The organism is Hydrogenophaga sp. Root209, assembly GCF_001428625.1.
Lineage (GTDB): Bacteria > Pseudomonadota > Gammaproteobacteria > Burkholderiales > Burkholderiaceae_C > Hydrogenophaga.
The window spans coordinates 201557-214264 of record NZ_LMIE01000005.1 but is presented as its reverse complement, the minus strand read 5'-3'; the positions used below and the strand labels follow the sequence as shown (position 1 = coordinate 214264).

14 protein-coding genes and 1 tRNA gene are annotated in these 12708 nt (G+C 66.5%); 10 read left to right on the top strand and 5 right to left on the bottom strand.

Annotated elements, in window-relative coordinates; genetic code table 11:
• Positions 1–24: 24 nt before the first annotated feature.
• Entirely contained in the window at positions 25–918 is an 894-nt protein-coding gene (locus ASE11_RS06215; RefSeq protein WP_056268010.1) for an MOSC domain-containing protein, read from the bottom strand.
• A gap of 100 nt (positions 919–1018) precedes the next feature.
• Here ASE11_RS06215 and ASE11_RS06210 point away from each other — a divergent pair, with 100 nt between their 5' ends.
• The 3 genes from ASE11_RS06210 to ASE11_RS06200 are packed head-to-tail and all read left to right on the top strand — an operon-like array spanning position 1019 to position 4717.
• Entirely contained in the window at positions 1019–2182 is a 1164-nt protein-coding gene (locus tag ASE11_RS06210; RefSeq protein WP_056268007.1) for an FAD-dependent monooxygenase, read from the top strand.
• Positions 2183–2219: 37 nt separating this feature from the next.
• Complete coding sequence (locus ASE11_RS06205) at positions 2220–2921, top strand: DsbC family protein (RefSeq protein WP_056268004.1); 702 nt, start codon at positions 2220–2222, stop codon at positions 2919–2921.
• The gene (locus tag ASE11_RS06200; RefSeq protein ID WP_056268001.1) at positions 2921–4717 is read left to right on the top strand and encodes a M61 family metallopeptidase; all 1797 of its coding nucleotides are present in this window, start codon (positions 2921–2923) and stop codon (positions 4715–4717) included. Before ASE11_RS06205 ends, ASE11_RS06200 begins: the two co-directional genes overlap by 1 nt.
• Before the next feature lie 12 nt (positions 4718–4729).
• Here the strand turns inward: ASE11_RS06200 and ASE11_RS06195 are convergent, their stop codons facing one another.
• The 4 genes from ASE11_RS06195 to ASE11_RS06180 form a co-directional block, all read right to left on the bottom strand.
• The gene (locus ASE11_RS06195; RefSeq protein WP_056267997.1) at positions 4730–5284 is read right to left on the bottom strand and encodes a hypothetical protein; all 555 of its coding nucleotides are present in this window, start codon (positions 5282–5284) and stop codon (positions 4730–4732) included.
• A 118-nt stretch (positions 5285–5402) separates the two neighbouring features.
• Entirely contained in the window at positions 5403–6704 is a 1302-nt protein-coding gene (gene paaK / locus ASE11_RS06190; protein ID WP_056267993.1) for a phenylacetate--CoA ligase PaaK, read from the bottom strand.
• Positions 6701–7069: a hydroxyphenylacetyl-CoA thioesterase PaaI gene (paaI, locus tag ASE11_RS06185; protein ID WP_414842431.1), complete on the bottom strand. Its 369-nt coding sequence runs from the start codon at positions 7067–7069 to the stop codon at positions 6701–6703. The genes paaK and paaI overlap by 4 nt, the downstream gene beginning before the upstream one ends.
• 71 nt (positions 7070–7140) lie before the next feature.
• Positions 7141–7935, bottom strand: a complete 795-nt coding sequence (locus ASE11_RS06180) for an enoyl-CoA hydratase-related protein (protein ID WP_056267989.1) — start codon at positions 7933–7935, stop codon at positions 7141–7143.
• Between the two features lie 154 nt (positions 7936–8089).
• Between ASE11_RS06180 and ASE11_RS06175 the strand changes: the two genes are divergently transcribed.
• The 7 genes from ASE11_RS06175 (at position 8090) to miaB (ending at position 12698) form a co-directional block, all read left to right on the top strand.
• Positions 8090–8866, top strand: a complete 777-nt coding sequence (locus ASE11_RS06175) for an enoyl-CoA hydratase (protein WP_056268247.1) — start codon at positions 8090–8092, stop codon at positions 8864–8866.
• Between the two features lie 75 nt (positions 8867–8941).
• On the top strand, positions 8942–9358 hold the full coding sequence (locus ASE11_RS26465; protein ID WP_082585562.1) for a high-potential iron-sulfur protein: 417 nt from the start codon (positions 8942–8944) through the stop codon (positions 9356–9358).
• A 66-nt stretch (positions 9359–9424) separates the two neighbouring features.
• Positions 9425–9501 (top strand) — tRNA-Met (locus ASE11_RS06165).
• Positions 9502–9668: 167 nt separating this feature from the next.
• Positions 9669–10229, top strand: coding sequence for a YaeQ family protein (locus ASE11_RS06160; protein WP_056267985.1), 561 nt, complete (start codon positions 9669–9671; stop codon positions 10227–10229).
• A gap of 148 nt (positions 10230–10377) precedes the next feature.
• Positions 10378–10725, top strand: coding sequence for a hypothetical protein (locus tag ASE11_RS06155; protein ID WP_056267981.1), 348 nt, complete (start codon positions 10378–10380; stop codon positions 10723–10725).
• 99 nt (positions 10726–10824) lie between these two features.
• Complete coding sequence (locus ASE11_RS06150; protein WP_056267977.1) at positions 10825–11226, top strand: hypothetical protein; 402 nt, start codon at positions 10825–10827, stop codon at positions 11224–11226.
• 110 nt (positions 11227–11336) lie between these two features.
• A complete protein-coding gene (miaB, locus tag ASE11_RS06145; RefSeq protein WP_056267972.1) occupies positions 11337–12698 on the top strand; it encodes a tRNA (N6-isopentenyl adenosine(37)-C2)-methylthiotransferase MiaB in 1362 nt (453 codons plus the stop codon).
• Positions 12699–12708 lie beyond the last annotated feature (10 nt).

Sequence of the window (12708 nt, the reverse complement as noted above, 5' to 3'; positions counted from 1 at the left end):
CGATTTTACGGGTGGGGGTCGGGATCAGTCGAACTTCCAGTCTGCAGTGACCGTCTGCCCCACGCGGAGCACTTGTCCGTCGCCTTCGATCACGATGGCGTTCATGCCGAAGGTGATGGCGCCCTTCAGACGCGGGTCCTGCCGGTAGGTCTGCAGTGTGTCGCTCACTGCCGGGCTGGAGAGGGCCGTGGTGGGGTCGATGTTGGGGATGGGGCAGCGGCCGCAGGGCTTGACCGGCTCGATCACTGCGGCGCTATCGTCGGTGGCGACGCGCATGGCGCCCACGCGGTCCTCGTCGTGCGCCTCGATACCACTCAGCACGATGTTGGGCCGGAAGCGGCGCATGTCCACCGGCTCGTGACCCGCAGCCACCAGGCGCGCGTTGAGATCGGCCAGCGAAGCGCTGCTGGTCACCAGCAGGCCAAAGCCGTCGGCGAACTGGGTGGTGGCATCGCGTCCACCGGTCCAGGCCGGGTCGCAGGGGCGCTTGATGTCGGGGTCGAAGCGCGCCAGGCGCAGGCGCTTCAGGTTCGCCGGTGCGTCCGGCCCCAGGAAATCGCTGAACCACTGGGCCGCCACATCGCCCATGTCATACGCGTCGACGGCGTCATCCCACACCCGCACCTGGAGCGGGCCTTCGGCAGCATCCAGTGCCAGATGCAGGGACAGCATGCCGGGCGCGCGCAGCATCAGCTGGCCCATCTTGAACGACGGCTGGATCAGCGCCATGCGCGGCAACTCGCGCTGGCTGACGAATCCGCCCTCGCTGTCGACCACCATCCAGGCGCGGTCGTAGAGCAGGCCGGTGTCGGTCAACTCGGCCTCGGGCAGCTGAATGCCTGCGCAAGACTTGACCGGGTAGACCCAGAGTTGCTCGATGGTGGCCTGCACGTCGGCGGCGGGGGGGGCTGTGTTCATGGCGTTGTGTGCAGCAGGTCGGGGGGGGGAAAGCCGGGGCGGCCCGCAGGGGTTTGGCCCGTGAGAGGCCCGGATTGTGCCCTGCTCCTAAAATCCCCACATGAATGCAACACCCCCGCGAACCGGTTCGGCCCGGCGTTTTGATGTCGCCGTGCAGGGAGCGGGTGTGGTGGGCCAGACATTGGCCCTGCTGCTGGCCCGCGATCGGCTGCGCGTGGCGCTGGTCGGCCACCCGCGCAGCGCAGACCTCCCCGACGTGCGCGCCTACGCCCTGAACAACGCTTCACGCGAGTTGCTGCGCTCGGTGCGTGCCTGGCCCGAGGCCGACGCCAGCGACCCGCGCCCCACCCCCATCACCCCGGTGAGCGACATGCAGGTCTGGGGTGACGATGGCGGTGAGTTGAAGTTCTCCGCCAGCGACCAGGGCAGCGACGCCCTCACCTGGATCGTGGACGTGCCCGCGCTGGAGCAGCGTCTGGGCGATGCCGTGGGGTTTCAAGGCAGCATCGAGCGGATGACCGAGACCCCGGCCGCCGCACTCACCGTGGTGTGCGAGGGAAAGCGCAGCCAGACACGCGAGCAACTGGGCCTGGCCTTTGACGTGCGCCCCTACCCCCACAAGGCGGTGGCGGCCCGGTTGCGCTGCGAGTTGCCGCACGGTGGCGTGGCACGCCAGTGGTTCGCCCAAGGCGAGGTCATGGCCTTGCTGCCCCTGGGCGGTGCACAAGGGAACTCGGTGGCGCTGGTGTGGTCAGTACCTGCAGAGCAAGCCGACGCGTGGCTGCAATCCGATCCCTCCGTCCTGGCCCAGGCGGTGCAGGCGCGCAGCGCCAACGCCCTGGGCACCCTGCACATGGAAAGTCCCGCCCAAGCCTGGCCTCTCGAACTCTCGCGCGCACAACGCTGGATCACCCGCAACGCCACCGGCGGTGTGGCTCTGGCCGGCGATGCGGCGCACGCCATGCACCCGCTGGCGGGCCAGGGCCTCAATGTGGGGCTGGCCGATGCGGCCGAACTCGCCCGCGTGCTGCACGCCCGCGAGTACTGGCGCGAGCTCGGTGACCAGAAGCTGCTGCGCCGCTACGAGCGCGCGCGCGCCGCCGAGGTGAGTGCCATGGGCTGGGTCACCGACGGTCTGTTTGGCCTGTTTTCCCACGAAGACAGCCGCGTGCAGGCGCTGCGCAACTGGGGCCTGACCCGCTTCAACCGCAGCGGCCCGCTCAAGCGCTGGCTGGCGCGGCAAGCCATGGGCCAGACGGCCTGAATCTTTTTTTTCCCGATCGCCTCAGAGCGCCCCCACGATGAAATCCCTCAAGTCCCTGTTGCTGCTCGCGCTGACCATCTTGTCCCTGGGCGCGCTGGCGCAGGAAGCCACCATTCGCAAGAACCTCGCCGAGCGCCTGCCCAAACTGCCGTCGATCGACGAGATCAGCAAGACGCCGATGCCGGGCATCTTCGAGGTGCGCATCAACCAGAGCGACATCTTCTACACCGACGCCGAGGGCAACTACCTGATCCAGGGCACGCTGATCGACACCCGGGCACGTGTCAACCTGACCGAACAACGCCTGGACAAACTCACCGCGCTCGCCTTCAAGGACCTGCCCATGAAGGATTCCTTCACCCTGGTGCGTGGCAACGGCAAACGCAAGATGGCCGTGTTTGAAGACCCGAACTGCGGCTACTGCAAAAAGCTGCACCAGGAGTTCGCCGATCTCGACAACGTGACGGTGCATGTTTTCCTCATCCCCGTGCTCGGCCCGGACTCGGCCGAGAAAGCGCGCCGCATCTGGTGCGCCAAGGACAAGGCCAAAACCTACAGCGACTGGATGACGAACAACCAGCCGCCCACCGCCGCCACCTGCGATACCACGGCCATCGAACGCAACAGCCGCCTGGCCAGCAAGCACGGCATCAAGGGCACGCCCACCATGATCTTCGTCAACGACACCCGGGTGCCAGGCTTCATCACGGCCGACCGCATCGAAGCCATGCTCAACTGATGCCGCGCGCCACCACCACCGGCGTGCGCTTCACCGTCTCGGTCCAGGACGCCAACGCGCACCTCTTTGCCGTCACGCTGCTGATTGAACAACCCGCCAAAGACCAGCGCGTCAGCCTGCCCGTGTGGATTCCGGGCAGCTACCTCGTGCGCGAGTTTTCGCAGCACCTGCAGAATCTGCAAGCCCGGCAAGACGGGCATCCCGTGGCCATCAGGCAACTCGACAAGAACCACTGGCAGGCCGACTCGGCGGCTGGCAAGCCGCTGGAACTGCGGTACGAGGTGTACGCGTTTGACGCCTCTGTGCGCACCGCTTTCCTGGACAGCACGCGCGGCTTCTTCAACGCCACCAGCCTGTGCCTGCGCGTGGCCGGCCAGGAAACCCGACCCCATGCGCTGGAGATCGCCGCCAGCGGCCACACACAAGGCTGGAACGTCGTCACCGGATTGCCCGCCCACAGCGTGGACGCTGCGGGCTTCGGCCACTACCGCGCCGCCGACTACGACGAACTGGCCGACTGCCCGGTGGAGATGGGCCGGTTCTGGAGCGGCCAGTTCACCGCCGGTGGCGTGGAACACCGTTTCGTCATCAGTGGCGCTGGCGCCTGGCTCGATGGCGAACGCCTGATCGAAGACACACGGCGCATCTGCGAAACGCAGATCGCGTTCTGGCATGGGGACGGAGCGCCGCCGTTCTCCAGCTACGTGTTCATGCTGCACGCCAGCGCCGACGGCTACGGCGGGCTGGAGCACCGCAATTCCACCGCGCTCATCTGCCAGCGGGCCGACCTGCCGCGGCTGCGCCCGTCCACCAGCGACAAGCCTGCCGCACTCAAAGCCACGGACGGCTACACCACGCTGCTGGGCCTGATCAGCCACGAGTACTTCCACACCTGGAACGTCAAGCGACTGCGCCCGGCCGAGTTCAAGCGCTACGACTACGACGCCGAGAACTTCACCGAACTGCTCTGGTTCTTCGAGGGCTTCACCAGCTATTACGACGACCTGATCCTGCGCCGCGCCGGCCTCATCGACGACACCGCCTACCTGCAACTGGTCGCCAAGACCATCAACCAGGTGCAGCAGACCCCGGGACGACACCTGCAAACCGTGGCGCAGGCCAGCTTCGATGCGTGGGTGAAGTACTACCGCATGAACGAGAACACGCCCAACGCGACGGTGAGTTACTACACCAAGGGCTCACTCGTGGCCCTGTGCCTGGACCTCACCCTGCGCCGCGAGGGCCACACCACGCTGGACGCGGTGATGCGCGAACTCTGGCAGCGCTGCAAGGGAGCACTCATGCGCGAAGCCGATCTCATGCGCGCGCTCAAGCGCCTGGGCAAGCGCAGCTTCGACGGCGAAATCGCCGCATGGGTGCACAGCACGGCCGACCTGCCGCTGATCGACCTGTTGCAAGGCCAGGGCGCGAAGTTCACGCACGACAAGGCGCCACTGGCCCAGCAACTGGGCTTGCGCGTGAGTGAGACCGGCGGGAGCGTGCAGGTCAAGACCGTGCTGCGCGGCGGCGCGAGCGAGGCCGCCGGCATGGCCGCAGGAGACGAGTGGCTGGGTCTGGAACTGGCGGCGGTGCGCCGGGGCGGCGCCGCCGAGGCGTGGCGCATCCACAAGCTCGACGATGTGCAGATGCTGCGAGGTCAGCGCACGCGAGTCACCGCACTGGTCTCACGCGACAACCGCCTGCTCAAATGCCCGCTGGACTGGCCGACCGAGAGCCAGGCCGTGAAACTGGGTGTTGCCGATGCGGCCCATCTGGGCAAATGGTTGTCCGACTGAACGCGCTCGGCGTCAGACCTTGGGCAGGCGATTCGCCAGCTCCTCGTCGAACTGTTGCATCACCCCCGCACCCTTGAAGCTCTTCAAACCGTCCCGGATACGGGGCAGCGCCGCCTGAAGATCGGCGGGCGTCTTGCAGCCTTCAGCGCGGATGGCCAGCGTCTCGCCCATGGGGCCGAGCTGGTCATTGATGAAACGCACCAGCTGGCGGCGGGCTTCGCTGAAGGGCAGCGTGGGGACCGCAACCGGAACCGCGACCTCCACCGGCACGGGCTGTGACACCTCGGGCTGGAATGCAGGCGCTTGGGGTGCCGTTGCCGGGGGTGCAGCCACCAGCTTGGGCAAGCCGTCGGCACCGACCATCTCGATCCACCCGGCGGCCAGCAATTCCTCAAGCGAATGGGTGGCGGTGCCCTCCCCACCCGTGAGCTTTTCAAATTCGGCCAGGTTGCGTTTGCCATCCACCATGATCAGCAGCGAACGCAGGCGCGGCCCGAGCCCGGCGGGCCGGGTGGTGAGCGCTTCGCGTCCTGCCACGGTCTTGCCAAACAATGTGTTTTTGTCCATGTCTTCCCCAACTGTGGGGGGTAATGTAGGACACCACGCCCCGACGCGGCTAGGGGTTTTCATCCCGGCGGGTGCGATTTCCCACACAGACGGCGTTGAAGAGCAACAGTGAAGAAGCTCAGCCCGAGCGCTGGCGCAGATCCACCACGCGCCTGGCCTTGCCCTGGCTGCGTTCCACACCGCCTTCGGGCTTGAGTTCCACGGTCACGCTGCTGCCCACATAGACCTTGACCTCGTGCTGCAACTGCTTGGCCGCGGCACGCGCCTCGATGCTCTCGGGCGACAGACCGGAACGCGTCTCGACCACCACGCTCAGGTTGTCCATGGGGCCTTCGCGAGTCAGCACGCACTGGTAGTGCGCGCTGAGTTCCGGGCGCTTCAGGATCAACTCCTCGATCTGCGTGGGGAACACGTTGACGCCGCGCACGATCATCATGTCGTCGCTGCGCCCGGTGATCTTTTCCATGCGACGCATCGTGCGCGCGGTGCCCGGCAGCAAGCGCGTGAGGTCGCGCGTGCGGTAGCGGATGATCGGCAACGCCTCCTTGGTCAAGCTGGTGAACACCAGTTCACCCATCTCGCCATCGGCCACCGGCTCGCCGGTCTCGGGGTCGATGATCTCGGGGTAGAAGTGGTCTTCCCAGATGGTCGGGCCGTCTTTCGTTTCCACACACTCGTTGGCCACGCCAGGGCCCATCACTTCCGACAGCCCGTAGATGTCGACCGCGTCGATGTTCATGCGCGCCTCGATCGCCACACGCATGTCGTTGGTCCAGGGCTCGGCGCCGAAGATGCCGATGCGCATGCTGCTCTGGCGCGGATCAATGCCCTGCCGCTCGAACTCGTCGGCGATCGCCAGCATGTAGCTCGGCGTGACCATGATGATGTCGGGCCGGAAGTCCTGGATCAACTGCACCTGGCGCTCGGTCTGGCCGCCGCCAAAGGGCACCACGGTGAGACCCAGCTTCTCGGCGCCGTAGTGCGCGCCCAGGCCACCGGTGAACAGACCATAGCCGTAGCTCACGTGCACCAGATCACCAGGCCTTGCGCCGCTGGCGCGGATGCTGCGCGCCACCACCGTGGCCCAGGTGTCGATGTCCTTGAGCGTGTAGCCCACCACCGTGGGCTTGCCGGTGGTGCCGCTGCTGGCGTGGATGCGCGCGCATTGTTCGCGCGGCACCGCGAACATGCCGAACGGGTAACTGTCGCGCAAGTCCTTCTTGGTGGTGAAGGGAAACTTCGCCAGGTCCGCGAGGCTGCGACAGTCATCGGGGTGCACACCCGCCGCGTCGAACTTGGCGCGGTAGACGGGCGAGTTCGCGTAGGCGTGGCGCAGCGTGGCCTGCAGGCGCTTGAGCTGCAAGGCGCGCAACTCGTCGACGCTGGCCTTTTCGATCGGCTCCAGGGGAAAGGCTTTCATGACTGTCCTTCTTCGGAAAACACGGTCCCGGGAATCTGCGCGCTCTTGCCGCGGAACATGGCCACCACCTCGCCGCGCTGGTTGACCACCCGCATGTCGTAGATGCCGTGGCGGCCCGAGAGCGTTTGCTCCACACCCTCGCAGGTGAGCACATCACCCACGTGCGCCGGGCGCAGGAACTCGATGCTGCAGCCCGCGGCCACGGCGTTCCTGTTGTGGCTGTTGCAGGCAAACGCAAAGGTGGAGTCGGCCAGGGTGAAGATGAAGCCGCCGTGGCAGATCTGGTGGCCGTTGAGGTGCAAGGGCTGCACGGCCATGCGGATGACAGCGCGGCCCGGCTCGCAGCTGAGCAGTTCCATGCCCATGGTGTCCTTGCTGGCGGTATCGACCGCGAACATGGTTTCGCCGACCTTGTTCGCTCTTTCGTGAGGAGACATCATTCGCCCTTGAACTGCGCCGGGCGCTTCTCGCGGAACGCCATCACGCCTTCGATGTAGTCGTGCGTCTTTCCCAGCGCCGATTGGGTGTCGCGCTCCACATCGAGCTGCTGGCTCAGGGTGCGCGTGCCGGCATCGCGCAGCAGTGCGCGCGTGGCCACCAGGGCCCGTGTCGGCATGACGGCAAGCTTGGTGGCCATGGCCAGCGAAGCAGCCACGCAGTCATCGCTCACGTCCCAGATCATTCCCCACTCCCTGGCCTGCGTGGCGGGCAGCTTGTCGCCCGTCATGGCCAACGCCATGGCGCGCGCCAGGCCCAGACGCTCCACCAGCAGCCAGCTGCCGCCGGCATCGGGCACCAGGCCAATCTTGCTGAAGGCCTGGATGAAGCTCGCGCCGGTGGCGGCGATCGCAATGTCGCAGCACATGGCCAGCGATGCGCCCGCGCCCGCCGCCACACCGTTGACCGCCGCAATGGTGGGCATGCGCAGGCCCTGCAGGCGCCGTGCGGTGGGGTTGAAGGCCTGCTCGATCACGGGGCCGGGGTCGGCACGCTGCACCAGGTCCGGGCCGGGCTCGAAGTCGAACTCGGCGAGGTCGGCCCCGGCGCAGAAACCGCGCCCCGCGCCGGTGATGACCAGCGCACGCACCACCGGGTTGGCCTCGGCACGGTCCAGCGCCGTCCACAGGTCGCGATGCATCTGGCGGGTGAAACTGTTGAGCGCATCGGGCCGGTTGAGCGTGACCAGGGCCACGGCCCCACGCTCTTCATACAAGACGGTGGCTTCAGGCATGGCGGTGGGTCTCCTCGGCTGGCTGTGGTTGTTCGGCGGTGCAATTTACCATTAGCCAACCAATCGGTCGGCTAATGTTTTCCCTCGGTACCGGCCGCTATAGTGGACAGCTTTCCCACCAACGCCGACCCGAGGAGACCCCATGACCCCCACCATCGCACCCGAATGCATCACCGTCCGCACCGAAGGTCGGGTGGGCATCATCACGCTCAACCGCCCCAAGCAACTCAACGCGCTCAACGAGCAGTTGATGGACGAGCTCGGCGCCGCGCTGAAGACGCTCGATGCCGATGAAGACATCGGCTGCGTGATCCTGACCGGCAGCGAGAAGGCCTTCGCCGCCGGAGCCGACATCGGCGCCATGGCCAGCTACACCTTTGCCGATGTCTACAAAGGCGACTACATCACGCGCAACTGGGAGACCATCCGCAGCATCCGCAAGCCCGTGATCGGCGCCGTGAGCGGCTTCGCACTGGGCGGTGGCTGCGAACTGGCCATGATGTGCGACTTCATCATCGCGGCCGACAACGCCAAGTTCGGCCAGCCCGAGATCAAGCTGGGCATCATTCCCGGCGCAGGCGGCACGCAGCGCCTGCCGCGCGCGGTGGGCAAGTCCAAGGCCATGGACATGGTGCTCACCGCCCGCATGATGGACGCCACCGAAGCCGAGCGCGCGGGCCTGGTGAGCCGCGTGGTGCCGCTGGACAAGCTGATGGACGAAGCCCTGGGCGCCGCGCTCACCATCTGCGGCTTCTCGCTGCCCAGCGTGATGGCGGCCAAGGAGTCGGTGAACCGCTCGTTCGAGGGCTCCCTGTCCGACGGCGTGATGTTCGAGCGCCGCGTCTTCCACGCGCTGTTTTCCACCGCCGACCAGAAGGAAGGCATGGATGCCTTCGTGAACAAGCGCAAGGCCGAGTTCAAGCACGAGTGAGCGGCAACACGCTGTAACACCCGCCCCGGGAAGGCGGGCCTATAAGGGGACTCCCACGACACACAAGGAGACCCCATGACAACCCGCCGCCATTTCATCTGGATCCTGCCCGCGTCGGGCGCAGCCCTGCTGTCGGCCTGCTCCGAATCGGCACCACCCCCTGGCGCCGAGGCGCCGCCAGCCGCCCCCGCTTCGTCGGCCGAGTACCCGGTGCCGGCTCCAGCGCCAGCGCCGGAAGTGGCACAGACCCCTGCAACCACCGGGCCGATGCTTGAAGCCTCCGACCCCACCGCGGCGGCGCTGGGCTATGTGGCGCTGGCCGCCCAGGCCGACAAATCCCGCTTCCCCAACTTCGTGGAAGGCAGCGCCTGTTCCAATTGCACGCTGTACCAAGGCGCCGTCGGCTCCGAAGCCGGTCCTTGCCCACTGTTTGCAGGCAAGCAGGTGGCCGCCGCCGGCTGGTGCGCCTCATACGTCAAGAAGACGACTTGAGTGACAGGATTCGGGCCACGCAGCGCCCGGTCAGGGTCATGATTTGAGCTACAATCCCGCCTCGTTGGTGATATAGCTCAGTTGGTTAGAGCGCAGCATTCATAATGCTGATGTCGGTGGTTCAAGTCCACCTATCACCACCAACAATTCAAGAAGCGGGCTCTGGCAACAGGGCCCGCTTTTTTCATTCCAATTTTCTGAAGCGTGAGCCCGTGCCCACCAGAGACACCAAGGGTCCGGCTACGCCGGCCCAAGGTGTCGCCCCCTTGGGGGGGTGGCGCCGAAGGCGACGCGGGGGAGTACTCCGAATATGGCCATCAAGTCCACCATCTTCAAGGCACACCTGCAGATCGCCGACATCGATCACAGCTACTACGCCGACCACGCACTCACCTTGGCCCGCCACCCCAGCGAGACCGACGAACGCATGATGGTGCGCCTGGTGGCCTTGGCCATCCACGCACACGAGCTGCAGGACACCTGCCGCGGCGACGGCACGCTGGCCTTCGGCACCGGCCTGTCCGACCCGGACGATCCGGACGTCTCGCTGACCGACTTCACTGGCCGCAAGCGCCTGTGGATCGAGGTCGGCCAGCCCGAGGACAAACCCCTGTCCAAGGCCTGCAGCAAGGCCGACGCGGTGGTGCTCTACGCGTTTGGCAGCGCGGCCGACGTGTGGTGGCGCGGCATCGCGACCAAACTCACCCGCCTTGAGCGGCTGCAGGTCTGGCGCCTGCCCACCGAGGTGGCGCCCGCCCTGGCCCAGATGGCCGAGCGCAGCATGCAGCTGCAGGCCACCTTGCAAGAGGGTGTGCTCACGCTCTCCAGCGAACGCGGCAGCGTGGCCATCGAGCCGATCCGCTGGAAGTGAGCGCAGGCCGTGCGCGGGGCACGAAGCGAGAAGGCACACAGGACAAAGAGGACTTTCCGGATGCCGTGGACAACGTTCGCTGTGCGCCGTACATTGAAGTGGCCGTGTCTGCAGGGCCACGCCATCGCCACATCCGACCGAAAAACCCATGTCGATGTTCAACCAGTTGCCAGGCTTCGCGCGTTCGCCCGCAGGGCTGGAACGCGTGATCCTGCGACGCCTGCCCAAGGCCTTTTTTCTGAGCGCCGCGTTGCCGACGCTGGTGGCCTTGGCGGCCCGCTGGTTCCCCTGGAACGGCTCCGATGCCTGGGTCGCCTCGCGCATCCAGATGGTGGACTTCCTGGCCTTCGGGGTGCTGCTGCTGCTCTGGACCCTGCTGCTCACCGTGGCCATCGGCGCCTTCATCGTCATGGTGATGAAAGGCCCGGCCTACGTCGCCGATGCGTATCCACTGGTGGAGTCGGACCGGCCGCTGGACGGCCCGCGCCGCCCTTGACGGCCATGTCGCAGCAGGCGCGTGAGACAATCGCGGCCTCCCTGCCATGGGCCTTGTGAACAGGTCGATGGCCCTCCCCACAGCCTCTGGACACACACCATGAACCGCTGCCCACTCGCCTTCAGCGCCAGCACCTTGGCTGCGCTCCTGATTGCACTGCCCCTGTCGGCCCAGGCCCAGTCAGGCACGCGCGACTTCCCCGCCAAAGCCCTGCGCGGCACCTTGGTGGTGGTGCAACCGCCCAACGTCATCATGGACGACCGCGCGACACGGCTGTCGCCTGGCGCGCGCATCCACAACACCAACAACACGCTGGTGCTGTCCTCGTCGCTGCTGAACCAGAAACTGGTGGTGAACTACACCGTGGACCTGCGCGACCAGATCCAGAACGTGTGGATCCTCACCGAGGCCGAGGCCCAGGAAAAGCGCGCCGGCTTCGGCGTGCAACGCAACTTCGTGTTCGAGTCGCTGCTGCCCAAGCCGGCCGCCGCCTCCAACTGACACACCGCCGCCGCGGGCCCGTGCGGCCGGCGGTGGTCACCCGATTCCCTCCCCCATTTGCGCCCAGCGCAGGCATCGGCTTTTTGGCGCCGGTGCCACAGGAGCTTTCCATGAGCAAAAAAGTTTTCATCAAGACCTTCGGCTGCCAGATGAACGAGTACGACTCGGACAAGATGGCCGACGTGATGCACGCCGCGCAAGGCTACGAGCCGACGCAGGACGTGGAGGAAGCCGACCTGATCCTGTTCAACACCTGTTCGGTGCGCGAGAAGGCGCAGGAGAAGGTGTTCAGCGACCTGGGGCGCGTGAAGCACCTCAAGGACAAGGGCGTGCTGATCGGGGTGGGCGGCTGCGTGGCGAGCCAGGAAGGCGCCGAAATCATCAAGCGCGCGCCCTACGTGGACGTGGTGTTCGGCCCGCAGACGCTGCACCGCTTGCCCGAACTGCTGAACCAGCGCGCGCGCCTGGCGGTGCCGCAGGTGGACATCAGCTTTCCCGAAATCGAGAAGTTCGACCACCTGCCGCCGGCCAAGGTCGACGGTGGCTCGGCCTATGTCTCCATCATGGAAGGCTGCTCCAAGTACTGCAGCTACTGCGTGGTGCCGTACACGCGCGGCGAAGAGGTGAGCCGTCCGTTCGACGACGTGCTGGTGGAGGTGGCGGGCCTGGCCGACCAGGGCGTGAAAGAAGTGACGCTGCTGGGCCAGAACGTCAACGCCTACCGCGGCACCATGGGCGACACCGGGGACATCGCCGACTTCGCGCTGCTGCTCGAATACGTGGCCGAGATACCGGGCATCGAACGCCTGCGCTTCACCACCAGCCACCCCAACGAGTTCACGCCGCGCCTGATCGAGGCCTACGGCAAGATCCCCCAGCTCGTGAACCACCTGCACCTGCCGGTGCAGCACGGCAGCGACCGCATCCTCATGGCCATGAAACGCGGTTACACCGCCATGGAATTCAAGAGCACGGTGCGCAAGCTGCGCGCGATCCGCCCCGAGCTGGTGATGAGCAGCGACTTCATCGTCGGCTTCCCCGGCGAGACCGACGATGACTTCGACAAGATGATGAAGCTCATCACCGATGTGGGCTTCGACACCAGCTTCAGCTTCATCTTCAGCCCACGCCCGGGCACCCCCGCGGCCAACCTGGTGGACGACACGCCCTACGCCGTGAAGCTCAAGCGCCTGCAGCACCTGCAGGCCACGATCGAGGAGAACGTGCGCCGCATCAGCGCCAGCCGCGAGGGCACGGTGCAGCGCATCCTGGTCGAGGGCGCGTCACGCCGCTCCAGCACCGACGCGCCCGAACTCATGGGCCGCACCGAGTGCAACCGCATCGTCAATTTCCCCGGCGGCCCGCTGGCCGATCGCCTGGTCGGTCAGATGATCGACGTGCGCATCACCGAGGCACGGCCGCATTCCTTGCGCGGTGAGGTGTTGACGCACGAATCCGACCTGGATGCCTGAAGGCCACCAA